The organism is Actinomycetospora endophytica (genome assembly GCF_021026375.1).
GTDB lineage: Bacteria > Actinomycetota > Actinomycetes > Mycobacteriales > Pseudonocardiaceae > Actinomycetospora > Actinomycetospora endophytica.
Genome location: NZ_JAJNDB010000001.1, coordinates 953,371 through 976,374 on the forward strand (window position 1 = coordinate 953,371; position 23,004 = coordinate 976,374).

At 74.8% G+C, this 23,004-nt stretch carries 25 protein-coding genes and 1 pseudogene; 10 read left to right on the forward strand and 16 right to left on the reverse strand.

The features are described 5' to 3' along the window. Positions 1 to 232: 232 nt before the first annotated feature. Genes LQ327_RS04630 through LQ327_RS04640 form a run of 3 tightly spaced genes read right to left on the reverse strand, consistent with a single transcriptional unit; the run spans position 233 to position 1,763 of the window. Entirely contained in the window at positions 233 to 904 is a 672-nt protein-coding gene (locus LQ327_RS04630) for a ferritin-like domain-containing protein (protein WP_230730354.1), read from the reverse strand. Then, positions 901 to 1,536, reverse strand: coding sequence for a hypothetical protein (locus tag LQ327_RS04635; RefSeq protein WP_230730355.1), 636 nt, complete (start codon positions 1,534 to 1,536; stop codon positions 901 to 903). The genes LQ327_RS04630 and LQ327_RS04635 overlap by 4 nt, the downstream gene beginning before the upstream one ends. Continuing rightward, positions 1,533 to 1,763: a glutaredoxin family protein gene (locus LQ327_RS04640; protein WP_230730356.1), complete on the reverse strand. Its 231-nt coding sequence runs from the start codon at positions 1,761 to 1,763 to the stop codon at positions 1,533 to 1,535. The genes LQ327_RS04635 and LQ327_RS04640 overlap by 4 nt, the downstream gene beginning before the upstream one ends. 929 nt (positions 1,764 to 2,692) lie before the next feature. Between LQ327_RS04640 and LQ327_RS04645 the strand changes: the two genes are divergently transcribed. From LQ327_RS04645 to LQ327_RS04655, 3 genes are all read left to right on the forward strand, one after another. After that, entirely contained in the window at positions 2,693 to 3,280 is a 588-nt protein-coding gene (locus LQ327_RS04645; protein WP_230733036.1) for a sigma-70 family RNA polymerase sigma factor, read from the forward strand. A 181-nt stretch (positions 3,281 to 3,461) separates the two neighbouring features. Further along, the gene (locus LQ327_RS04650; protein WP_230730357.1) at positions 3,462 to 4,733 is read left to right on the forward strand and encodes a DUF5667 domain-containing protein; all 1,272 of its coding nucleotides are present in this window, start codon (positions 3,462 to 3,464) and stop codon (positions 4,731 to 4,733) included. Positions 4,734 to 4,943: 210 nt separating this feature from the next. Further along, positions 4,944 to 5,855: an HAD family hydrolase gene (locus tag LQ327_RS04655; protein WP_230733038.1), complete on the forward strand. Its 912-nt coding sequence runs from the start codon at positions 4,944 to 4,946 to the stop codon at positions 5,853 to 5,855. 172 nt (positions 5,856 to 6,027) lie between these two features. Here the strand turns inward: LQ327_RS04655 and LQ327_RS04660 are convergent, their stop codons facing one another. The 11 genes from LQ327_RS04660 to LQ327_RS04710 form a co-directional block, all read right to left on the reverse strand. Beyond that, positions 6,028 to 7,116: a lysophospholipid acyltransferase family protein gene (locus tag LQ327_RS04660; RefSeq protein WP_372460600.1), complete on the reverse strand. Its 1,089-nt coding sequence runs from the start codon at positions 7,114 to 7,116 to the stop codon at positions 6,028 to 6,030. Between the two features lie 2 nt (positions 7,117 to 7,118). Next, positions 7,119 to 8,240 carry an NAD-dependent epimerase/dehydratase family protein gene (locus LQ327_RS04665; protein WP_230730358.1) on the reverse strand — a complete coding sequence of 374 codons (1,122 nt, stop codon included), beginning with the start codon at positions 8,238 to 8,240 and terminating at the stop codon, positions 7,119 to 7,121. 96 nt (positions 8,241 to 8,336) lie between these two features. After that, positions 8,337 to 8,438 (reverse strand): 30S ribosomal protein bS22, encoded by a 102-nt coding sequence (locus LQ327_RS04670; protein ID WP_010241351.1) that lies wholly within the window; start codon positions 8,436 to 8,438, stop codon positions 8,337 to 8,339. A 158-nt stretch (positions 8,439 to 8,596) separates the two neighbouring features. Next, the gene (locus LQ327_RS04675) at positions 8,597 to 8,821 is read right to left on the reverse strand and encodes a helix-turn-helix domain-containing protein (protein WP_230730359.1); all 225 of its coding nucleotides are present in this window, start codon (positions 8,819 to 8,821) and stop codon (positions 8,597 to 8,599) included. Positions 8,822 to 9,077: 256 nt separating this feature from the next. Beyond that, complete coding sequence (gene proC, locus LQ327_RS04680) at positions 9,078 to 9,890, reverse strand: pyrroline-5-carboxylate reductase (protein WP_230730360.1); 813 nt, start codon at positions 9,888 to 9,890, stop codon at positions 9,078 to 9,080. A gap of 53 nt (positions 9,891 to 9,943) precedes the next feature. After that, complete coding sequence (locus LQ327_RS04685) at positions 9,944 to 10,693, reverse strand: sugar phosphate isomerase/epimerase family protein (protein ID WP_230733042.1); 750 nt, start codon at positions 10,691 to 10,693, stop codon at positions 9,944 to 9,946. Between the two features lie 88 nt (positions 10,694 to 10,781). Next, on the reverse strand, positions 10,782 to 12,152 hold the full coding sequence (locus LQ327_RS34555; RefSeq protein WP_308286248.1) for an Rv0497 family membrane protein: 1,371 nt from the start codon (positions 12,150 to 12,152) through the stop codon (positions 10,782 to 10,784). Further along, entirely contained in the window at positions 12,149 to 13,168 is a 1,020-nt protein-coding gene (locus LQ327_RS04695) for a Ppx/GppA phosphatase family protein (protein ID WP_230730361.1), read from the reverse strand. The genes LQ327_RS34555 and LQ327_RS04695 overlap by 4 nt, the downstream gene beginning before the upstream one ends. Before the next feature lie 36 nt (positions 13,169 to 13,204). Further along, positions 13,205 to 13,927: a response regulator transcription factor gene (locus LQ327_RS04700; protein WP_230730362.1), complete on the reverse strand. Its 723-nt coding sequence runs from the start codon at positions 13,925 to 13,927 to the stop codon at positions 13,205 to 13,207. 2 nt (positions 13,928 to 13,929) lie between these two features. Beyond that, positions 13,930 to 15,378: a sensor histidine kinase gene (locus tag LQ327_RS04705; RefSeq protein ID WP_230730363.1), complete on the reverse strand. Its 1,449-nt coding sequence runs from the start codon at positions 15,376 to 15,378 to the stop codon at positions 13,930 to 13,932. A gap of 143 nt (positions 15,379 to 15,521) precedes the next feature. Continuing rightward, positions 15,522 to 16,277, reverse strand: coding sequence for a phosphoglyceromutase (locus LQ327_RS04710; RefSeq protein WP_230730364.1), 756 nt, complete (start codon positions 16,275 to 16,277; stop codon positions 15,522 to 15,524). Between the two features lie 173 nt (positions 16,278 to 16,450). Between LQ327_RS04710 and LQ327_RS04715 the strand changes: the two genes are divergently transcribed. The 3 genes from LQ327_RS04715 to LQ327_RS33640 all read left to right on the forward strand — a co-directional run bounded on the left by LQ327_RS04715 (position 16,451) and on the right by LQ327_RS33640 (position 19,254). Beyond that, positions 16,451 to 16,774, forward strand: coding sequence for a BatC protein (locus tag LQ327_RS04715; RefSeq protein WP_230730365.1), 324 nt, complete (start codon positions 16,451 to 16,453; stop codon positions 16,772 to 16,774). 135 nt (positions 16,775 to 16,909) lie between these two features. Beyond that, positions 16,910 to 18,214 (forward strand): cupin domain-containing protein, encoded by a 1,305-nt coding sequence (locus tag LQ327_RS04720; protein ID WP_230730366.1) that lies wholly within the window; start codon positions 16,910 to 16,912, stop codon positions 18,212 to 18,214. Continuing rightward, a complete protein-coding gene (locus LQ327_RS33640; protein ID WP_308286249.1) occupies positions 18,211 to 19,254 on the forward strand; it encodes a ferredoxin family protein in 1,044 nt (347 codons plus the stop codon). The genes LQ327_RS04720 and LQ327_RS33640 overlap by 4 nt, the downstream gene beginning before the upstream one ends. 71 nt (positions 19,255 to 19,325) lie before the next feature. Here LQ327_RS33640 and LQ327_RS04730 read toward each other — a convergent pair. Next, positions 19,326 to 20,432, reverse strand: a pseudogene (locus tag LQ327_RS04730) (acyltransferase family protein); the annotation flags it as partial. 36 nt (positions 20,433 to 20,468) lie between these two features. Further along, entirely contained in the window at positions 20,469 to 20,777 is a 309-nt protein-coding gene (gene tatA, locus LQ327_RS04735; RefSeq protein ID WP_230730368.1) for a Sec-independent protein translocase subunit TatA, read from the reverse strand. Between the two features lie 215 nt (positions 20,778 to 20,992). Between tatA and LQ327_RS04740 the strand changes: the two genes are divergently transcribed. From LQ327_RS04740 to LQ327_RS04755, 4 genes are all read left to right on the forward strand, one after another. Further along, entirely contained in the window at positions 20,993 to 21,268 is a 276-nt protein-coding gene (locus LQ327_RS04740; protein WP_230730369.1) for a GlsB/YeaQ/YmgE family stress response membrane protein, read from the forward strand. A 27-nt stretch (positions 21,269 to 21,295) separates the two neighbouring features. Further along, a complete protein-coding gene (locus LQ327_RS04745; protein WP_230730370.1) occupies positions 21,296 to 21,733 on the forward strand; it encodes an OsmC family peroxiredoxin in 438 nt (145 codons plus the stop codon). A gap of 211 nt (positions 21,734 to 21,944) precedes the next feature. Beyond that, entirely contained in the window at positions 21,945 to 22,784 is an 840-nt protein-coding gene (locus tag LQ327_RS04750; protein ID WP_230730371.1) for a hypothetical protein, read from the forward strand. 31 nt (positions 22,785 to 22,815) lie between these two features. Next, the gene (locus tag LQ327_RS04755; RefSeq protein ID WP_230730372.1) at positions 22,816 to 22,995 is read left to right on the forward strand and encodes a hypothetical protein; all 180 of its coding nucleotides are present in this window, start codon (positions 22,816 to 22,818) and stop codon (positions 22,993 to 22,995) included. The last annotated feature ends 9 nt before the right edge of the window (positions 22,996 to 23,004 follow it).

Here is a 23,004-nt window from a genome sequence, read left to right on the forward strand (position 1 = left end):
CCGCGTCCAGCCCCGTGGGAGGCGGACGCCTGGCCCCGGGCGACGGGCTGCGTCCTGCGCGAGCTTTCCTGGACTGCTTCCAATCGAGGGTACCGCTCGTGAACACAGGCACAAAGTCGCTGGTCACGGCGTCGATCCGACCGTCTCCGGACGGGACCGGCACGCCGTCACACGGCTGTGACCGTGACAGTGTGCCAGCCCCCCACCGGTTCCCCGACTACAGGGCACCCACTCAGACCAGCAGCGCGTCGGGACCGAGCGCGGCGCCGGCGGGGCCGGGGGCGACCCCGGTGGGCCGACCGAGGAGGAAGGCCGCCGTCGCGCCGTGCATCGCCGCCACCGGCGCGACCGTCGCCGCCAGCGCGGCGGCCCCGGCGTCGGTGAACTCCCCCGCCCGGGCGAGCACCGTGGCGCCGACCGACGCCTCGATGTCGACCGCGACCGCGAGCAGGTCCGTGGGCGCCGCCGCGCGCCCGAGCGTGGCGCGCCGCTCGGTCTCCACCGACAGCGGCGTGCCGCTCACCGCGGGCCGGCCGGCCGCCGTGAGGAGCGCGTTCCACGCCGCGGCGTGCTCGGTGTGCTGCGCCCCGGCCCCGGAGAGGAAAGCGGTGACGACGCCGGGCACCTGCCCGAGCCGGCCGTCCCCGGCGGCGGTCACCGCGCCGGAGTAGAGGCTCGCCGCGAGCGAGGCGAGCGCGGCGCAGAGGGCGACGCCGCGCTGGTCGCCGACGTAGGCCGGGCGCGCGGAGGTCGTGGTGCTCGGGGTCGTGGAGCCCGACGCCGGGCCCGCGGGCGCGGCGGGCGGCTCGTCGGAGCAGGCCGCGAGCGCGCCGGCACCCAGCAGGCCCGCGGCGCCCCAGCCCAGGACGAGGCGCCGGGACGGGCGGGAGGAGGAGAGGGTCATCCGGACCCCTCCTCGGGCGGCGAGGCCTTCGACGTCGGGAAGCGGGTGTCGGGGAAGCCGACGGTCCCGACGGCGGCGGGCAGCGCGGTGAGGTCCGGCGGTGCGACCACGAGGTCGGACTGGGCGGAGGACAGCAGGGAGCTGACGATCAGCAGGCTCGCCTTGCGCGAGGCGGCCGCGGCGCCCAGCCGGAGCGCCGTGGCCCGTAGCGCGGGCGTCGACAGGCCCGCCGCGTCGGCCACCAGCGTCTGCGCGAGGACGTCCTCGAGGGTGAGGGCGACCCCGACGACGTCCGCGGGGCTGCGCACCGTCGGCAGGGCCTGGGCGACGACGGAGCTGTACACCGGGTCCGGCGCGGTCTGCGGGCGGCCGCCCGCACCCGTCGTCGCCGAGCTGAGGGCGTCACGGGCGTCGCCGAGCTCGGTGGTCGCCGCGGAGAGCAGGTCACGGACGACCGGGTTGGCCCGGTCACCGCCGCCGGCCGGGAGCCCGGTCAGCGACCGGTACGTCGACTGGGCGAGCACGACGAGCGAGGTCGCGGTCCGGAGCGCGGGCACGTCGGCACTGCCGGACTGCGCGCCGAGGGCGGGGAGGAAGGACACGGCCGGGGAGGTGGACACCGGGGCCGTCACGCCTGCAGCGCCGTCCGCAGCGCGGCGGCCTCGACGCGCCACGTCGCGTGCTCCTCGCCGTCGACCAGCGTCACGGGGATGCGGTCGCCGAACTCGCCGCGCAGGTCGGCGTCGGCGTGGTCGATGTCGACGCGCTCCCAGCCGACGCCGACCTCGGCGCAGACCTCGCGGACGACGTCCTCCATCCGGTCGCAGGTCGTGCACTGCGCACGGACCAACACGGTCACCCGGACAGGGAGTCCTGTCTCGCTGACTACTTCGGACACGCCAGAACCAGTCCTCTCTCGACGTCCGCCCGAACGGGAGTCTGGCAGATCCTCCCGGACCGCCGACGGCATGGTCGGAACCTCTCACCGCAGGTCAAGTGCATGTCAACGAGCCTGGTGGCGGTGGGTGGCGCTCCGGTGACGAGGGCCTCGGAGCCGCACGTATGCTCCGTCCCCAGCGTGCTCCCCGACCGATGCGGACGGGCCCGCACGCCGCCGGAAGCGAGTGGTCGTCCAGCGAGGGAGAACGTCTTGTCCGCTGTCGTCGGCGTCGGCGTGGCGACGGGGGTCGCCGCCACGGCGGCCGTCCCGGACGCGTCGTGCACGACCGACGGAGCGCGATGACGGTCGGAACCGGCGGCATGCCGAACCCGGAGCGCGACCGGCGCGACCGGTCCGGCCGCTCCGCGTCCATGACCGACACCCCTCCGCAGCCACACGACCCCGTGACGGCCGGTCGCGCGGCCCCGGGGGCGCCGACCTCGGAGCGCAGGCACCCGGGCCCGCCCGAGCAGGGGTACGGGTCGCCGTACCCGGAGCAGCGCGGCCCGGACGCGAACTGGCCGGCCGGCCCCGCGACCCCGCGCCCGATGGATCACCCGTCGCACCCCGACCTGCCGCGGGTGAACGGGCACCCGGCACCGCCCGCCCCGCCGCGTCCGGTCGGGCCGCCCGGGCCGCCGCCTGGTCAGCCCGGTCCCCCTCCCGGACAGCAGCCCGGTCCCCCGCCGCCGGCCGCACCGCCCGCCGGGCCGCCGCCCGCGACGGGCGCGCCGACCGGTCCGGTGCCCGCACCCGGTCCCGCGCACCCGCCGACGACGCCGCTCCGGACGCCGGACGCCGCGAACGCGCCCGCCGAGGACGAGCAGACCGAGCTCGACGACTCCGACCTGGAGAGCGCGGGCCTGGAGGAGGCCGACGAGCAGGTCGCCGACGGCTGGGCGCTGGTCAAGGCCACCCAGGAGGGCGACACCGACGCCTTCGGGCAGCTGTTCGACCGCTACCACGACGTCGTCTTCCGGTTCGTCTTCTACCGGCTGGGTGACCGCGGCGTGGCCGAGGACCTCACCCAGGAGACGTTCGTCCGCGCGTTCCGCCGGATCTCGTCGGTGAGCTACCAGGGTCGCGACATCGGTGCGTGGTTCGTCACCATCGCCCGCAACCTGGTGCTCGACCACGTGAAATCCAGCCGCTATCGCCTCGAGCAGGCGACGCCGGAGATCACCGACGTGGCGCCCGACTCGCACCGGCCCGGTCCGGAGAGCGAGGTCATCGCCGGCGCGACCCACGAGGAGCTCCTGCGCTGCGTCGCCAAGCTCGGCGAGGACCAGCAGGAATGCATCACCCTGCGGTTCCTCCAGGGACTCTCCGTGTCCGAGACGGCCCATATCATGGGGCGGAACGAGGGCGCGGTGAAGGCGCTGCAACACCGTGCGGTGCGGCGTCTCGCTCAACTGCTGCCCGAGGGTTTGCGGTGAGTGACAACGATGTAGTTCCACCCGACGGCGTGTACCTCGTAACCAGTGGCCCGTCCGGTCGTTTCGACGTACGACGAGGACGGTTCGTGCCGGACGGCACGAGCGCACGATGAGGACGGACGACATGCCGAGCGGTCGCGATGAGGCAGACGAGCGGTTCGCCGCTGCCTGGGATGAACGGATGCGCGGACGCGCACCCGGTCGCCGCGCGCACCCTGGCGCGTCCGGGGTGCCACTCGGCGATCATGACCAGCCCGGTGACGGGGAGCTCCAGGAGGAGCTCCGGATCGCCGAGATGCTGGGCCGCGCAGCCCGGTCGACCCCGGGGCCCGATCCCGAGGCCTCGCGCCGGATGCGCGCCAATCTCATGGCCGCGATCGCCGAGGAGTCCCCACAGGTCCCGGTGACGCGCCGCACCGAGCGTGTGGAGGCCACCCCCGCCGGCCACGGCCGCCGTCGCGCCGAGCGGCGCGGCGGGTCGCGCCCCGGCGACGGCCGCCCCGCCTCGCCCGCGACCGCCGCCGGTCCGGGCCGGGCCACGCGCCGCACCTCGACGGTGCGCAAGCTGCTCTCGACGACGATGGCCGGGATGGCCTGCGTGCTCGCGCTCGGCGCGCTCACGGTGCTGCTCTCGCGGGGCGCGCTGCCCGGCGACATGCTCTACGGCCTCAAGCGCGCCTCGGAGTCCACCGAGATCGGCCTGACGTCCGGCCAGGAGGCCCAGGCCCGCAAGCACCTCGACGTCGCGGCCCTGCGCCTCGACGAGATCCAGCAGCTGGTGGAGCGCGACTCGACCACCGCAGCGGGCCCGCGTCCCACCGCGTCCGGCGCCGACGACGCGGACGCCGCGCTCTTCGCCGACAACCTGCGCGCCTTCGACGACCAGGCCCGCACCGGCGCGAAGATGCTGCTCCCGCTCGTGAACCAGCCCGCCGGCCCGCCGCCGGGGCTGCTCTCGCAGTGGGCCAGCCAGCAGCAGCAGACCCTCAACGGGTTCTCCCCCTCGCTGCCGCCCTCGGGCCGGGAGCAGGCGGCGTCGTCCCAGCGACTGGTCCAGCAGCTGCAGACCCGGGCCACCGCGTTCGAGAAGTCCACCAGCCCGTGTGGCGGCTCGGACTCCGACGATCTGGGCCCGCTGCCCTCGGCGGCCTGCTCGCAGAGCCAGCAGCCGACGGCGAAGCCCGCGGCTCCGGACACGTCGGCGTTGTCCCCGACGACGAAGACCTCGGCGCCGTCGACGAAGCGGTCCACCACCGACGAGACGACGACGAAGACCTCCGACTCGACGTCGACGACCCGCTCGAGCGATTCGGACTCGCCGCTGGTGCAGCTGCCGCTGCCCGGGCCGACCACCACGAAGCCGCCGATCCAGGTGCCGGTGCCGGTGCCGGGCCTGCCGAAGGTGCAGCTGCCGCCGCTGCTCCCGGGTCTGCCCGGCCTCTCGCTCGGCTGAACGGACCCGGTCACGGCCGCGCCCGGCGGGATCGGCCGACACCACTAAGGTGGTCCGCGGAGGACGCGTCCTCTCACCGGGGCGGTTCCGCGGCAGGCGAGGAGGAGTCGGGCGTTGGTAGGACGGCGCGACCGGCGCGACCGACGGGCGGCTGCCGGACGGGAGGCCGCGCGGCGGGCCGGTGAGGCCTCGGCCGCCGCAGCCTCCGCGCTGGGCACCGACGAGCTCGATCCGGCGGAGGCGTTCGACGGGCCCGGTGCGGACACCGCGGCCGCCCGGGACGCCGGCGCCGCCGCGGCGGCAGCCGCCGAGACCGCCGGTCCCGACCTCGGCTCGGTACCGCCCGACCTCACCGCCGCCGCGTTCTTCGACGTCGACAACACGATGATGATGGGCGCGTCGATCTTCCACTTCGCCCGCGGTCTCGCCTCCCGGAACTTCTTCTCCGGGGCCGACCTGCGGGGCTTCGTCTGGCAGCAGGTGAAGTTCCGGCTGGGCGGCGAGGGCACCCCCGAGGACGTCCAGGCCCACCGCGAGGCGGCGCTGTCCTTCGTGGCCGGGCGGGAGGTGTCCGAGCTCGTGGAGCTCGGCGAGGAGATCTACGACGAGCTGATGGCCGACCGCATCTGGGAGGGCACCCGCGCGCTGGCCCAGATGCACCTCGATGCCGGCCAGCGGGTGTGGCTGGTCACCGCCACGCCGCTGGAGCTCGCCGGGATCATCGCGCGCCGTCTCGGCCTGACGGGGGCGCTGGGCACCGTCGCCGAGCACGACGACGGGGTCTACACCGGGCGTCTCGTCGGCGAGCTCCTCCACGGCCCGGCGAAGGCCCACGCGGTCCGCGCCCTGGCCGCCCGGGAGGGCCTGGACCTGCGCCGGTGCTCGGCGTACTCGGACTCGATCAACGACGCCCCGATGCTCTCGGTCGTGGGCACCGCGGTGGCCGTCAACCCGGACGCCGAGCTGCGGGCCCTCGCCCGGCGCAACGGCTGGGAGATCCGGGACTTCCGCTCCGGGCGCAAGGTGGCCCGCATCGGCGTGCCGTCGGTGCTCGGCGCGGGCGCCGTGGCCGGAGCGGTCGCGGCGGGCGCGGCCTACCGCCGGCGCACCTCGGTGTTCTGAGCCGCGTTCGTCTCGTCCGCCGCCTCGAGGGGCACGTCAGGCAGCTCCGAGGCCTGGGCGGCAAGCGTGGTGTGTCCCTCGTCGGGGGTGGCGCCCGAACCCGTCCTCAGCGATGGTCCTTCGCTGACATGTGACGTCAGGATGAACCCTTGCTCACATCACGGAGGCGGGCTCAGCCGAGGAACGCGTTCCGGCGGCCCGAGAGCAGGCGGTAGAGCGTCTGCTGGATGTTCTCCCGCACCTGGTCGGTGAGGTTGAAGACGAGCATCGGGTCGTCCGCGGCGCCGGGCTCGAACTCGTCGGTGCGGATGGGCTCGCCGAACTCGATGTACCACTTCGACGGGAGCGGAACGAGGCCGAGCGGGCCGAGGAGGGGCCAGGTCGGCGTGATCGGGAAGTACGGCACGCCCAGCAGGCGGGCGATCGGGCCGAGGTCGCCGATCTTCGGGTAGATCTCCTCGGCGCCGACGATCGAGCACGGGATGATCGGCACACCGGTACGAAGCGCCGCCGACACGAAGCCGCCGCGCCCGAAGCGCTGCAGCTTGTAGCGGTCCGCGTAGGCCTTCCCGATGCCCTTGAAGCCCTCCGGCCAGACCCCGACGAGCTCGCCCGACCCGAGCAGCTTCTCGGCGTCCGGGTTGCAGGCCAGGGTGTGGCCCGCCTTGCGCGCGACCGCACCGAACCCGGGCATGCCGAACACCAGGTCCGCGGCCAGCATCCGCAGGTTGCGCGGGGTCGGCAGGTCGTCGTGGGTCGCGACGACGGTCATCAGGGCGTCCAGCGGCAGCGTCCCCGAGTGGTTCGCCACGAGCAGCGCCCCGCCGTGGGCGGGCACGTTCTCGACGCCGATCGTCTCGACCCGGAACCAGCGCTCGTAGAGCGGGCGCAGCACGGGGAGGATGACGTTCTCGTTGAGGTCCGGGTCGAAGCCGAACTCGTCGACCGAGTAGCGCCCCGCCAGGCGACGACGCAGGAAGTCGACGACCTCGGAGACCGCCGCCTCGAGCTCGGAGGGCTGGGACGGCGCCAGCGGACCGGCCGGGATCGTCGCCACCTCGCCGCCCGGCGCGCCCTGCTCGTCCACGATCCCTCCGTCCGTTCCGCTCGCCCCCGTCCCGCCGGCCGGCTCCCCGGGCGGCTGAGCACCGACCACACCACGGCGGCGCGGGGTGGGCCGGGGACGCGGGCGCCCGCCCGCACCCCGCAGCGGGATCACCTCGGCGTCGCCCATGCCGTTCCTCTCGGTCACGTCGGTCATCCTCATCGCACCGGGGTGAGCGCGGGCGTGTTCCTGGTCTCGATCGCGGCCGGTTCCCGCTCCGCGGGCGGCGCCGCACCCTGGCCGGGCAGGGCGTGCAGGGCCCGCAGGGCCAGCGACTCGGCGACGTCGACGTAGCGGTCGGTGTCGAGCATCGGGCGCAGTGCCCGGCCCGCCACGAAGTCGTCGAACGCCTGCGCCGTCGTCCAGCGGGGCTCGAAGCCGAACTCGGTCTTGAGCTTGGTGGTGTCGACGACGCGGCCGTAGTTGAGCAGGCGCATCTGCTCGGGCGAGAAGTCCACGAGGCGGGCGCGCCGGGTGATGCGGCCGACCCAGGGCACGAGCGGCTCCGGGATCGGCAGCGTGACCCGCCCCGCGCGGCGTACTGCCTGGGAGAGCATGAGCACGCCGTCCGCGCCGACGTTGAACACGCCCGGCAGCTCCTCGCGGGTAGCCCGCTCCAGGACCGCGACCGCGTCCTCGGCGTGCAGCAGCTGCACCCGGGCGTCGTACCCGAGCACCACCGGCACGACCGGCAGCGAGAAGTAGTGCGCGAACGCGGTGTCGGCGCGCGGGCCGATGAGGTTGACGAACCGCAGCGTGGTCACCGGGATGTCCGGGCGGCGCCGCGAGAAGCTGCGCACGTAGCCCTCGATCTCGACGGCGTCCTTCGCGTACCCACCGGGCGGCAGCGCCTTCGGCTCGGTGGTCTCGGTGAACGTCGCCGGGTCACGCGGGCTGGCGCCGTACACGCTCGTCGTCGAACGGACGACGAGCCGGCCCACGGTGTCCGATTTCTGGCACGCCGCGAGCAGCTGCATCGTCCCGATGACGTTCATCTCCATCATCATCGAGCGCCCGCCGGCGGCCGACGGGTGGCCGGACAGCGACGCGTGGACGACGGTGTCGACCTTCGCGGTGCTGATGACCTTGCCGATGAGGGGATTGCGGATGTCCACGCGGACGAACTCCGCGCGACCCATCCGCCGTCGCATGTCCCGGGAGGGCGGGGTGGTGTCCACCCCGAGGACGCGCTCGATGGCGGGATCCGCCGCCAGACGCGCCGCCAGCTCGCCGCCGAGCTGGCCGGCGACTCCGGTGACGAGGACGACGGACGGGGCCATGGCTCTCCCGGGCTGCGGGCGTACGAAATGTCAGGATCGGACCCGCGGGACCGCCGTCGGCGCCGGCCGGGGCTCGTCAGACCCGGCCGGTGCCGGTCACTTGCCGAGCTTGCGACGCTGCACGCGGGTCTTGCGCAGCAGCTTACGGTGCTTCTTCTTCGACATCCGCTTCCGGCGCTTCTTGATGACCGAGCCCATACGGGTTCCCTTCGCAACTCATCCGTGGAGACGTACCGGCAGGCCCGGGCGGCCCGGGCAGCAAGCCTCCACCGTACCGGTGACCCGGGCGGAGTCCGCACTCCGCCCGGGCCCCGGGTGGTACTGCGCCGATCACCGACCGGCGCCCTGGGCCGGCCTCAGCCGGCGTCGATGTACGAGCCCCGCAAGTACTCGTGCACCGCCTCCTCGGGCACACGGAAGCTGCGACCGACACGGACGGCCGGCAGCTCTCCGTTGTGCACCAGGCGGTACACCGTCATCTTCGAGACACGCATCGTCGCGGCGACCTCGGCCACGGTCAGGAACTGCACCCGTGACAGGTCGCCGTCGTCCCTCCGCCCAGCGGCGGCATTCTGCGGCATGGTCGACCGCCTTCCGAGCACCCGTCGTGCCGCCGGTCTTCCCCTCCGGCGGTTCGACACGCACGTGCTGATCGGAGAGTAGCGAGACGGATGTGACGGATGAATCGCTCGACGTGATGGTGCGGTGGCCGTAGCGCTCGGCGCGTCAAGCGCACACGCCGGATCGTCGCCACGGGAGATGATCACGACGAACGGTCGGCGGCCCGGGCGAGCGGAGCGACACCGGACGAGCGGATCACCCGTCGGGGCCGCCGGATCAGCCGCCGTAGGCCGCGCCGAGCGCCCGCGACGCGTCACGGCAGCTCTCGACGGCGTCCGCGAACGCGGCCCGCAGGCCGTGCGACTCGAGGGTCCGCAGCGCGGCCGCCGTGGTGCCGCCCGGGGAGGTCACCGCCTCGCGCAGCAGGCCGGGGTGGGCGGGGCCGTCGGTGTCGTCGGTGAGGACCCCGCCCGCGCCGTCCACGGTCGCCGACACGAGCTGCGTCGCGACCGGCCGCGGCAGACCCAGCCCGACGCCGGCCTCGATCATCGCCTCGGCGACCAGGAACAGGTAGGCCGGCCCGGAGCCCGACAGCGCCGTCGCGACGTCCTGCTGCGCCTCCGGCACGCGCACCGTCTGCCCGACGGCCCGCAGGAGCGTCTCGGCCGTCCCGACGGCGTCGTCGTCGGCGTGGGCGCCGGGCGAGAGCACGCACATCGCCCGCCCGACGAGCATCGGCGTGTTCGGCATGACCCGCACGACCGGCGTCCCCGCCGGCAGCCAGCGCTCCAGGGCCGCCGTCGGGATGCCGGCGGCGAGCGAGACGACGACGCGGTCGCGCCCGGCCGGGACGGCCTCCAGCACCCCCTGCACGTCCTGCGGCTTGACGGCGACGACGAGGACGTCGGCCCGCTGCGCCGCGTCGGCGGCGTCGGTGGCGACGATGCCGAGGCGCGCGACGAGGTCGTCGGCGCGCGGGGTGTCGCGCTCGACCACCAGCAGCGAGGCGGGATCGTGCCCCGCCGCCACCAGGCCGCCGAGCAGCGCCTCGCCGATCCGTCCGCCTCCGAGCACCGCGACCGTCGTCATGGTGCGGAGCTTCGCATGTGAACGAATGTGGTCGTCATGGCGACCACATTCGTTCACATGGGCGAAGCCCTCCGGCTCCCCAGGTGCAGCCGGGCGAACAGCAGCGACTCCGCCAGCGCGTCGAGGCGGGCGTTGCGGGTCCTGGCCCGCCGCGTCGAGATCTCGACGACGACGGTGCCGCCGAACCCGGTCAGCGCGAGACGGCGCAGCACGTCGGCGCAGGGCTGGGTGCCCCGGCCCGGGACGAGGTGCTCGTCGCTCGGCAACCCGGTGCCGTCGGCGAGGTGCAGGTGGACGAGGCGCTCGCCCATGCGCTCGAGCAGCTCGAACGCGTCGTCGCCCGCCGTCGCGGTGTGCGAGAGGTCGAGCGTGTAGTTGCGGGCGCCGGGCACCGTCGGGTCGTGCCCCGGGGTGTAGCTGGACACCTTCATCCGGCCCCGGCGCAGCGGGAACATGTTCTCCATCGCGACCCGGACGCCGTGCGCGCGTTCCAGCTCGTCGACCTGCCGGGACAGACCGGCGGCGTAGCGGCGCTGCCAGCGGAACGGCGGGTGGAGCACCACCGTCGTCGCGCCGAGCCCGGCGGCGAGCACGACGCTGCGGCGCAGCCGTTCGGCGGGGTCCGCGCCCCACACGCGCTGGGTGATCGCCAGGCAGGGCGCGTGCACCGCGAGGACCGGCATTCCCGTGCGCTCGGCGTGACGGGCGACGGTGCGCAGCTGTCGTGACTCCGGCTCGTTCCACACCATCAGCTCGACGCCGTCGTAACCGAGCTCGGCGGCCGCGTCGAACGCGGCCGACATGGGCTCCGGGAAGACCGACGCCGTCGAGAGCGCTACCGGCGCCGACGGGCCGGTGGGTGCGGACGGAACGGCGGTCACCACCCGGGGGTCATCGTGCGAGCAGGACGAACGCGGCGGGCGAGACCGTGACGACGAGCCCGACCACGATCGCGAGCACCATCGTCTGCAGGTCGTCCGAGCGGCGCATCGCCCGGACCCCGAAGACCAGGCCACCGGTCGCGGCGGCCGCGAGCACGAGGGCCACCACCGGCAGCGACTGCCACAGGTACGAGAACCCGATCCAGAGCACGGCGCCGAGCAGCGCCCCCACCACGAGCTGGCCCGCGATGACGGCCCACTCCTTCGCGGTGGGCCGCTCCGCCGGCTCGTCGTCGTAGTCGTCGTACTCGTCGTCGTAGTCGTCGTCGGCGAGACCCGCCGGTGCCTCGACGCGCCGGGTCCGCGGGCCCGCGTCGTCCGGGCGGGCGAGCGGGGACGCCGCGGTCGACGGGCCGGTGTCGGTCGGCCGGGGCGAGGCGGTGGTCGGCGTGGCCTGGGTAGGGGCCGGCGTCACCTGGGTCGGCGACGCGCTCGGTCCGACCTGGGTCGGTGCCGCCGACGGGGTCACCTGCGTCGGCGCGGCCTGCGCCGGCGAGGGGGTCACCGCCGTGGGGGCCGCCGCGACCGGCGGCGCGGGCGGAAGGGGCTGCGCCGTCGTCGCCTGGGCCTCCGGTGCCGCGGGCGGCGGGCTCACGCCTGTGGTCGCGGCCGGCGCCCATCCCGCTGCCGGGGGCGGCGGGGCACTGGCCGGCTGCGGACCCGAGCCCGGCGGGGGTCCCGCGGGCCGGGGCACGGCGGGCGGGGGCGGCGGAGGCGGCGCGCCGTAACCGGTGGGGGCGCCCTGGTAGCCGTACGGCTCGGCGTAGGTGTCGCGGCCGTAGCCGGGCGGGGGGCCGTAGGGGTCGGCGCCGTACGGGTCCGGCGCGCCGTACCCGCCGGTGGAGGGGCCGCTGCCGTAGGACTGCGATCCGTACGAGCCGTGGGACGGCGGATCGTAGGACCCGTAGCCGTCCGAGGCGTACCCGTAGCCGTTCGAGCCGTAGCCATCGGGCCCGTACCCGTTCGACCCGTACCCGTTCGAGCCGTACCCGTTCGACCCGTAGGAGTCGGAGCCGTAGCCGGGCGTGCCGTAGCCGTCCGGGTAGCCGCCGAACGAGCCGCCCCGGTATGACGACGACGTCGACGGCCCGCCGTAGGGGTCCCCGTACGCGTCCCGACCACGATCGGGACCGGGAGCGCCGTACCGGTCGTCGTAGGCCGGGGGTGGTCCGGGCGCGTAGCCCGCGCCGTAGGGCTCCGCGGGGGCGGGCTCCGGGGCCGGCTCGGGACGCGACGGCTCGCGCGAGTCACCGCCGTAGGCGGCCAGCAGCTCCGCCACGCTGCGCTGAGTCCCGCGCCGAGGCGCGCCGTCCGTCGTCATCCGGTCCACCGTGCCGTGGCGGACGCCGGTCGTCCAGTAGCTGTGGGATGGACGGTGGTATACGTCCCGTCAGCGGCGAACGGACCGCCTTCGAGGGGCACCTGGTCGAGTCGTCCGAGGATGACGCCCTCACGCAGGGCCCACGGGCAGACCTCGACCTCGTCGAGTCCGAGGGCGTCCATCGCGCCGCGCGCGACGATCGCGCCGGCCACGAGCTGGTGGGCCCGCGAGGCGCTGACGCCCTCCAGTTCGGCCAGGTCGCCCGAGCTCATCCGGCTGATGAAGGCGACGACCTGCCGCAGCCCGGCGGCCGTCAACCGACGCGGCACCCGCGGGCCGGCGCTGCGCGGGGCGGCCCCGGTCAGCCGGGCCAGCGACCGGAACGTCTTCGACGTCACGACGGCGCGGTCCGGGTCCCCGCCGTCGAGGAGCGCGGCCGCGGCGGGGGCGACGGTGTCGTGCACGTACTCGGCGAGCGCGCGGGTCTCCTTGCGCTCGGGCGGGTCGGCGGCGAACCAGTCGCGGGTCAGGCGCCCGGCCCCGAGAGGGAGGGACAGCGCCACGTCGGGGTGCTCGTCGCGCCCGACCGCCATCTCCAGGGAGCCGCCGCCGATGTCGAGCGAGAGCAGGCGGCCCGCCGACCACCCGAACCAGCGGCGGACGGCGAGGAAGGTGAGCGTGGCCTCGTCCGCCCCGGAGAGCACCTGCAGGTCGACGCCGGTCTCGTCCCGGACCCGCGCCAGGACCGCGTCGGAGTTCGTGGCGTCCCGCACCGCGGAGGTGGCGAAGGCGAGCAGGTCGTCGCATCCGAGGGCACGCGCCTCGCGGCGGGCCTCGGCGACCGCGGAGACGAGAGCGTCCGCGCCCTTGCGGGCGAGCACGCCGTCGTTCACGTGCTCGGCGAGCCGCAGTGCGGTCTTCGTCGAGGACTGGGGCGTCGGATGTGCACCGCGGTGGGCGTCCACCACGAGCAGGTGCACGGTGTTCGACCCCACGTCGAGGACCCCGAGTCTCATCGCTGAGCAGCCTAGACGGTCTCGATCGTCGCTCGATCAGGCGTCCAGCTTGTAGCCGAGCCCCCGCACCGTCAGCAGGTGCCGCGGCTGGGAGGGCTCCGGCTCGAGCTTGGCGCGCAGCCGCTTGATGTGGACGTCGAGGGTCTTGGTGTCGCCCACGTAGTCCGCGCCCCACACCCGGTCGATGAGCTGCGCCCGGGTCAGCACCCGCCCGACGTTGCGCATCAGGTACTCGAGCAGGTCGAACTCCTTGAGCGGCAGCGCGACCTCGATGGGGTCGACCCCGTTCCCGCCCTCGACGGTCACGACGTGGCGCCCGACGTCCATGCGGACCGGGCCCGCCTCGAGGATCTGCCGGTCGCCCGTGGGGGTCGCCGCGGGCTCGGCACCCTCGCTCTCCTGCCCGCGCCGCAGCACCGCGCGCACCCGGGCGATCAGCTCGCGGGCCGAGTACGGCTTGGTGACGTAGTCGTCGGCGCCCAGCTCGAGGCCGACCACCTTGTCGATCTCCGCGTCGCGCGCCGTCACCATGATCACCGGGACGGAGGAGCGCTGACGCAGCGCCTTGCAGACGTCGGTGCCGCTCATCCCGGGGAGCATCAGGTCGAGCAGGACGATGTCGGCCCCGTGGCGCTCGAAGTCGTCCAGGGCGGCGGCGCCGGTCACGGCGACGCTGGCCTCGAACCCCTCCTTGCGCAGCAGGTAGGCCAGCGGGTCGGCGAAGGACTCCTCGTCCTCCACGATCAGCACGCGGGTCATGGTCACCTCTGCTCGTCGGGTCCGACGGTCACGGACGTGGGGGTGCGTGGTGGGGAGGGGGCCGGGGGCTCAGGGGGATCCATGGCCTCGTCGTCATCGACCTCGTCGTCGGAGGTCTCGTCGGCCCCGGCGACCGGCTGCTCTGCCGGTCGCGCCGCGGGCCGCTCGGTGGGTCGCTCCGCCGGCCGCTCGGTCGATCGCTCGACCAGGGCGGACCGGGGGCGGTCGGCGGGGCGCCGCGGGTCGTCGAGCGCGCCGTCGACCGGGGTCGGGACGGGCGCGCCCGCCCGCGGCGACCCGCTGTCGTCGGCGGCCCCGCCCGCGGGCGCGGGCAGGCGCAGCGTGAACGTGGAGCCGACGCCGGGCTCGCTCCAGACCCGCACCTCACCGCCGTGGTTGGCGGCGACGTGCTTGACGATCGCCAGGCCGAGGCCCGTGCCCCCGGTCGCGCGGGAGCGGGCGGGGTCGACGCGGAAGAAGCGCTCGAACACCCGCTCCTGGTGGTCCGGCGCGATCCCGATGCCCCGGTCGGTCACCGAGATCTCGACCGAGCCCGCGCCGCCGGTCCCGCGCACCCGGCGGCGGCGCACCGAGACCGACGACCCGGTGGGCGAGTAGGCGACGGCGTTCTCCAGCAGGTTCGCCAGCGCGGTGACGAGCAGCGTCGAGCTGCCGGCGACCTCGAGGCCGCTGGGGGCGTCGAGGGCGAGGTCGGTGCCGGCGGTCTCGGCGGAGACCCGGGCGCGCTCGACGGCCTCGCGGACCACGTCGTCGACGGCGACCGGCTCGAGCTCGGGCAGCGGGTCCGCGCCCTGCAGCCGGGACAGCTCGATGAGCTCGGTGACGAGCGCCCCCATCCGGCGGGACTCGTGGAGGATCTTCGTCGCGAAGCGGGTGACCTCGACGGGGTCGTCGGCGTCGAGCACCGCCTCGGCCAGCACGGCCATCGCGCCGACCGGGGTCTTGAGCTCGTGCCCGACGTTGGCCACGAAGTCCCGCCGGACGGCCTCGAGCCGCACCGCCGCCGAGGTGTCGGAGGCCTCGACCACGACGAAGCCGTCGCCGAGCGGGCCCAGTCGCGCGATCACCGACTGCGGTGAGCGGCGCGAGGACGTGGGCGGGGACAGATCGATCTCGGCGGTGCCGCCGCGCGCCGAGACCGTGGCGGCGGCCTCGGCGACCCGGCCCTCCGGGCGGGCGTCGACGACCGCGCCGAGCACCTCGGCGCGGTCGTTCGAGAGCACCACGTCGCCGAACCGGTTGATCACCGCGAGCCCGGTGTGCGAGCGGCGCACGATGCGGGCGAGCAGTTCGGCCACCGTGGGCCCGGCGGCGACGACGGCGGCCCGCTTGCTCCGCGCCTTCCACTGCACGCCTGCGGCGCCGACGACGACGCCCACGACCGCCGCGAGGACGGCGGCCAGGACGGTCACGTACGCCGGGACGGCCACGCCGCGATGGTAGGGCCGCCACCGGGATTTCGACCCGCGTCGGACCGCCGTTGGTGACCCGTCCAACCCTCGGAAGGGTGACTGTTGGCGACCCGTTCAGGTGGCGTTCACCGCACGGTGACCCCCGACGTCAGCGCCGCTGGTCAGCGCCCCTGGTTGGCGACCGCCGCGATCGCGTCCTTCGCGGCGTCGGGGTCGAGGTAGGTGCCGCCGGGATTCGTCGGCGTGAGGTCGCTGCCGGACTCGACGAGGTCGTAGCGCAGCGGGATGCCGGTCGGGATGTTCAGCCCGGCGATCGTCTCGTCGTCGACGCCGTCCAGGTGCTTGACCACCGCGCGCAGCGAGTTGCCGTGGGCGGCGACGAGGACCGTCCGGCCGGCCTTCAGGTCCGGGACGACGGCCTCGGTCCAGTACGGCAGCAGCCGCTCGAGCACGTCGGAGAGGCACTCGGTGCGGGGCAGGTCCGCGCCGAGGTCGGCGTAGCGCGGGTCGCCGGTCTGGGCGTACTCGTCGTCGGGGTCGATCGGCGGCGGCGGGGTGTCGTAGGAGCGGCGCCAGACCTGGAACTGCTCCTCGCCGTAGGTAGCAAGAGTCTGCTTCTTGTCCTTGCCCTGGAGCGCCCCGTAGTGCCGCTCGTTGAGCCGCCAGTTGCGGCGGACCGGGATCCAGTGGCGGTCGCAGACGTCGAGGGCGAGGTTCGCCGTGCTGATGGCGCGCCGCAGCAGCGAGGTGTGCAGGACGTCCGGCAGGAGCCCGGCGTCGGCGAGGAGCTCGCCGCCCCGGCGTGCCTCCCGCTCGCCGGTGTCGGAGAGGGGCACGTCGACCCACCCGGTGAACAGGTTCTTCTCGTTCCACTCGCTCTGGCCGTGCCGGAGCAGCACCAACGTGCCAACGGTCATGCCGCGGCACCCTGCCATCTCGCTCACCGCACCGGGACCCTGACGGGCGATGTGGGCGCGTGAGATGCGCCGACCCCGGGTAGACGGCCCGCGTCGGGTATCACCCGGATCGAGTAGCGCCGGTCGGCGCGCCACCGGGAGGCTCGTACCCGACCCACCACGAGGAGACGACGATGAACGACGACGACATCACCACCTCCGGCTCGACCCCCGGCCACGGGCCCGCCGACGGCGGCGCCTCGGGTGGCGGCGGCGACGGGGGCGCGGACGGCGGCGCCGACGGCGGGGCGGGCCACGGCCCGGCCGACGGCGGGGCTGCCGGTCACGGGGCCGACGGCGGCGCGGACGGTGGCGCCGACGGCGGGGCCGACGGGGGCGCGGACCACGGCGCCGGGCACGGGCCGGCCGACGGCGGTGCCCGCGGCGGCGGCGCGGACGGCGGTGCCGATGGCGGTGCCGATGGTGGCGCCGACGGCGGGGCCGACGGGGGCGCCTGAGCGCCTTCGAGCGGGCCGCCCCACCGAGATCGCCGAGATGACGGGCTCCTGGACGCCTGGCGTCCAGGACCTCGTCGTTCCGGCGATCATGGGCCGAGGCGCCCCACCCTGCCCACGCCGAACCCCTGGACCGCCATGAGCACGACTGACCGCCGGTACCTCCGCCGCGCCGTGGCGGGGGACCTCGACGCGTTCGCCCACGAGGCCTGGGGCCGCCACGCCGTGCTGTCGCGGCGCGACGACCTCGCCAAGCACCGCGGCGACGACGAGCCCGGGTTCGACGACCTCTTCTCGCTCGACGCCGTCGACGAGCTGCTGGCCAACCGGGGGCTGCGGACCCCGTTCCTGCGCGTCGCGAAGCAGGGCACCGTCGTGGGCTCCGGTCAGTTCACCGGGGACGGCGGGGTCGGCGCCGAGGTGGGCGACCAGGTGCGGGACGACCGGGTCGCCGCGCTGTTCGCCGACGGGCACACCGTCGTGCTGCAGGGCCTGCACCGGACGTGGGCGCCGGTCACCGCGCTCGCCACCGGGCTCAACGCCGACCTGGGCCACCCGGTGCAGGTGAACGCCTACGTCACGCCGGCCTCGTCGACGGGGTTCTCGGCGCACTACGACGTGCACGACGTCTTCGTCCTGCAGATCGCCGGCACCAAGCGCTGGCACGTGCACGCCCCGGTCCACCCCGACCCGCTGCGCAGCCAGCCGTGGAACGACCACGGCGGCGCGGTGAGCGGGCGCGCCCGGGAAGAGCCGCTGCTCGACGAGGTCCTCCACCCCGGCGACGCCCTCTACCTGCCACGCGGCTACCTGCACTCGGCCACCGCGCAGGGCGAGGTGTCCGCACACCTGACCGTCGGCGTCCACGTCGTCACCCGCCACGCCCTGCTGGAGACCCTGCTCGCGGGCCTGGCCGACGACCCCGAGCTGCGCTCCTCCCTCCCCCTCGGCGTGGACGTCTCCGACCCCGCGGCGCTCGCCCCGCACCTGGCGGCCGTCGCCCGCCGCGCCGCCGAGCACCTCGCCGACCGGTCGACCGACGACGAGCACGCCAGGGACGCCGCGGATCAGCTGCGCGGGCGGGTCTGGTCGGGCAACCGGCCGGAGTCGCTGCGCCCGCTGCGCCAGGCCGCGGCCGTCCACGCGGTCGGCCCCGAGACGGTGCTGCGGCTCCGCCACGGTCTGCGCCACCGCGTCCACCCCGACGACGACGGGCGGCTGCGGCTCGAGCTCCCCGACCGGACGCTGGAGCTCCCGGCCGGGGCCGCGACCCCGCTCGCCGCACTGCTCTCCGGCCGCGAGGTGACGCTCGGCCAGGTCGGGGAGGACGAACCCGGCGACGCGGTCGTCGTCGCCCGGCGGCTGCTCACCGAGGGTGTACTGGTGACGCCGGAGTCGGTCGGTGGCGCCCCGGACGATCGTGCGGGTACGACGGAGCCGTGACGGCCGCGGAGACACCCACACCGGGCCCCCTCGACGGGGCCGCCCCGTTCCGCTGCTCGCAGGCCGCCCGGGACCGTGACGACCCGTTGTTCGCCTCCGCTCCGCCCGCGCGGCGGTGGCTGCTCGTGGAGCACCCGGGCCCGTGGGGCGCGCAGGCCCTCGGCGGCGCCGGGTTCGCCGAGGACGTCGTCACCGCGATCGACGCCTTCTGCCGATCGCACGACGCCCGGTTCCAGCTCATCCGGCGCACGGCCGCCCGCGGCGCCCGCACCGAGGCCGGCGGGCGCTTCGCCGTCGTCGACTCCCGCCCGGGCCACGAGTCGGTGCGGTGGGGCCGTGTCGACGCCCCCGAGGCGCTCCCCGGCGCCCTCGCCGATCTCGAGGCCTCCACCGAACCGTCGGACGAACCCGTCTACCTGGTGTGCGCGCACGGCCGCCACGACACGTGCTGCGCGGTGCGCGGCCGGCCGGTCGCCGCCGCGCTCGCCGAGGAGTACACCGAGCGGACCTGGGAGACCACCCACACCGGCGGCGACCGCTTCGCGCCCAACGTCGTGCTGCTCCCGCACGGTCTGGTCCTCGGACGGGTGCCCGCGACCGACGCCCCGGACGTCGCGGCGCGCTACGACGCGGGCGAGGTGGACCCGTCGCTACTGCGTGGCCGGGCCGGGATCGCCCCGCCGGTGCAGGGCGCGCAGCACCACGCCCGGCGCGCGCTCGACGAGCACCGCGTGGACGCGCTGGCCCCGATCGACGCCCGGCAGGACCCGGAGGACCCGGCGACGTGGACGGTGCGCCTCGCGGCACCGGACGGTCGGGGCGAGATCGTCGTCGTGGTGCGCGAGCGGTGGATCCCGTCGCCGACCCCGCTGACCTGCAGTGCCGGTCGGGCGGCGTCGATGCGGACCTACGACCTCGTGACGCGCGACGACGACGGGATCGGTCTGGTCACCCCGGACGACGCGGACATCGGCGTCGTGACGGTGACCGGCGACGCGATCGGCACCGTGGCCAACGGGGCCGCCTCCACCCGTCCGTAGCGGGCCGGGACGCGGTCCCACCAGCGCATCAGGGCCTGGTGCAGCGGCCGCTCGACGAGCCGCGTCAGGAGCCACCCGGCGAACACACCGGTCAGGATCATGACCACGGTCTGGAGCGTCGGCCCGACGCCGAGCTCCTGCACCCGGCGCATGACGACGTAGCCGATCGTCTGGTGGGTGAGGAACACCCCGTAGGAGATGCCGGCCAGCCAGGTGATCGCGCGGCGCCCGACGGCCGGGATCCAGCGGTCCCAGTCGGGCCCGACCGCGGCCGCCGTCATCGCGACCAGCCCGAGGGCGATCCCCACGACGGCGTCCCAGTCGGTGCCCCACCCGGCGACCGGGTCGAGCATCGAGGACTGCAGGGCGTGCTCGGCGACGGCGACGACCTCGATCGCCACGAAGTGCCACAGCCGCAGCCGCCCCGTGGACACCATCCACACCGCGATGCCCGCGACGAAGAGGTGCCAGCGGAACACCCCGAGCCCGTTCGCGAACAGCGCGTACACCGCGCCGCCCCCGCCGGTCGCGAGGAAGTGCCACTGCAGGGCGGGGATGATCAGGGCGGCCCACATGACGACGCGGAGCGCCACGCCGCGTCCCAGCGGCCCGCGCCACATCACCGCGGCCAGGCAGAAGGCCATCAGCTGCAGCGGGATCGTCCAGTAGGAGCCGTCGACGAAGCCCCAGCTCGCGTCCCAGTGCCAGAGCATCAGCAGGTTCGCGACGAGGTCCTTCTTGCCCGGGTAGTACCAGCCGTCCGGGGCGAGGTAGCGCAGGAACAGCCAGGCGTTGACGGTGGCCACGAAGAACGCCGGCATCAGCCGGGCGAGCTTTCCCCACCACCACCGGGCGGTCCCGCCGCGACGCGCGCCGCCACGGCGCACGGTGGCGGCGACGAAGTAGGCGGAGAGCACCAGCAGCAGGCTCGCGCCGACCTGGTGCGGGAACACGAAGTTCTTCGGGAGGATGTCGTGGTAGACGAGCGGCCCGATGAACGTCGAGTGGTACAGGATCACCAGCAGCACGAACGCGACGCGCAGCACGTCCCAGGACAGCTTGCGTCCGGACCCGCCGGGGGTCCGTGCTGTGGGGCCTGGAGCGGGACCGGCCGCGGCACCGTCCGGAACCAGGACGGGCGCGACCGCCGGCTCGGCACGATCCGCGATGTCGGTCACCGAGGCGGACGTTATCAACGCCCCGCGACGGTCAGCTCACGAGGCGTCGCGCTCCGCGCTCGACGGACGTTCCTTCTCAGCGGCCGGTCCAGTGGTACCGCTCGACCGTTCGGAGGTCGGACCGTTGATCGCCGACGTCGAACCGGAGTCGCCGTTCGCCGGGGCGCCTTCACCCGGAGATGACGTCCGGCCGCGGTCGTCGTCCTGCATGCCACGGGTCTCGGCCTTGAGGATGCGCATCGACTGCCCCAGCCCGCGGGCCATGTCGGGCAGTTTCCGCGATCCGAACAGCAACAGCACCACGACGATCACGATCGCCCAGTGCACCGGGCTCAGCGATCCCATCGCGCACACCTCATTTTTCCGGGCCTCGGACAGGGGCGGCACAGCACCGCCGGGGGCCGAGGGTAGCGGCGAGTGGGTGAGCGCGCGGCAAAGAACCGGTGACGGGCCCGGGTTCCGCCGGATGTGTCGCTCGAGTGAGGTTTGGGTGTAGGCATCAGTGGGCGACGTAGGGCCTGCACCGTCACCGCGTCCTCGCGCATCGAAAGGACTTCGCCATGATCTTGAGCATCCTCGGGTGGATCGTCTTCGGTCTCATCGTCGGCTTCATCGCCCGCGCGCTCGTCCCCGGCAAGGACAACATCGGCATCATCGCCACCATCATTCTGGGTGTCCTCGGCTCCGTCGTGGGTGGCGTGCTCGGCTCGCTGCTCTTCTCGCCGCACCAGCTCTCGTACAAGAGCCCGGTCGGCTGGATCGGGTCGATCATCGTCGCGATCATCCTGCTCGTCGTCTACAACAAGGTCACCGGACGCAAGCGCGCCCGCCCCTGATCTGCACCGACCCATCTGGAGGCGACGATGCCGAGCCGTGACGCGACCACCCACTGGGAAGGCGGGCTGCAGGACGGCACCGGACACGTCACGTTGGACTCGTCCAACGCGGGACAGTTCGACGTGTCGTTCCCGACCCGCGCCGAGGAGCCGAATGGCCAGACCAGCCCCGAGGAGCTGATCGCCGCCGCGCACTCGTCGTGCCTGGCGATGAACCTGTCCGGGGTGCTGGGCGGCGAGAACCTCACCGCCCGCTCGATCGACGTGAGCGCCGACGTCACGCTCTCGCCCGCCAAGGGCGGCGGCTTCGAGATCAGCGGGATCGCGATCACGCTGCGCGCCGCCGTCGACGGTCTCGACGAGGCGAAGTTCAAGGAGCTCGCGAAGACCGCCGAGCAGACCTGCCCGGTCTCCAAGGCGCTCGCCGGCACCACGATCACCCTGGACGCCGCGCTCGACTCCTGAGCGCGGGAGTCCCCGCGACCTGAACGAACGGCACCTCCGCCTCCTGACGTGGCGGAGGTGCCGTTCGTGTGTCCGGGCCCTTCCGACGATCGGGTGGTGACGGCACCGCGGCGCCTCCCTCGGTGGTGGTCAGGCGTCCTGCCCATCGGGGTCCCAGCCCGCACCCAGGTGCGGGTCCCAGCCTGAGTGGGACCGACGGGAGGAGAGCCACGTGGGGCTGATGTGGGTGGTGCTGGCGGCGCTGCTGTTCGGCGCGGGTTCGGTGGCCCAGGCCGCGGCGGTGACGGCGCTCGACGACGGGGCCTCGCTGCCCTGGACGAGGCTGCTGCGCCACCCGTGGTTCGTGGCGGGCACGGTCGCCGAGGGCGCCGGGGCGCTCTGCCACGTCGCCGCCCTGCAGTCGGTGTCGATGGCCGTCGCGCAGTGCGCGGTGAGCGCGAGCCTCGCGGTGACCGCCGTCGTCGCCCGCGTCTGGTTCGGCAGCCGGCTCGGGGCCCGTCGGATCGCGGCCGTCGGCGTGCTGTCGGTGGCCCTCGTCGGCCTCGCGGCCGTGGCCGGCCGGACGGGCACGGCGACCGACACGGTGGCGCTGGAGATCAGCCTCGCCGTCGCGGCAGCGGCCATCGGGTTCGTCGGGCTCGCCGGGGCGGTCGCGCGGCGGGGCGTGGTGCTCGCCGTGTGCTCCGGCCTCGGCTTCGCCGCCTGCTCCATCGCCGTCAAGCTCGTCGACCTCTCCCACCCGCTCGCCGCGCTCACCTCGGCGCCCACGCTCATCGCGGCCGTCACCGGCGCCCTGGGCTGCCTGTGGTGGACGCTCGCGCTGCGCCACGCCGCGGTGACGACCGCGACCGCCGTGGTCGTCGTCGCCGAGGTCGTCCCGCCCTCGCTGCTCGCGCCGCTGCTGGGCGACAGCGTCTCCTCGTGGTTCGGCGTGGTCGCCCCGCTCACGCTCGCGCTGGCCGCGGCGGCCTGCGTCGTCCTCGCCCGGACCGGGCACGCCCCGGTCCCCGCGCGGGTCGAGCAGGAGCCGCGGGTGCCGGTCGCGGCGTAACCTCGAGGTGTCCGACCTGGAGGAGGACGACATGGCCGGCATCGTCGGGAAGCGCACCGTCGTCGAGCCGGGCGAGCCGGCGGGAGACCTCGCCGAGCGGCTGGGGCTGCTCCGCCCCGAACAGCGGCGGGCGTTCCGCGCGACGCTCGAGCGGGTCCGCGACGCCGAGCTGCGCGCCGAGTACGAGAGCGACGGCATCCGGCTGCGGTGATCACCGTCG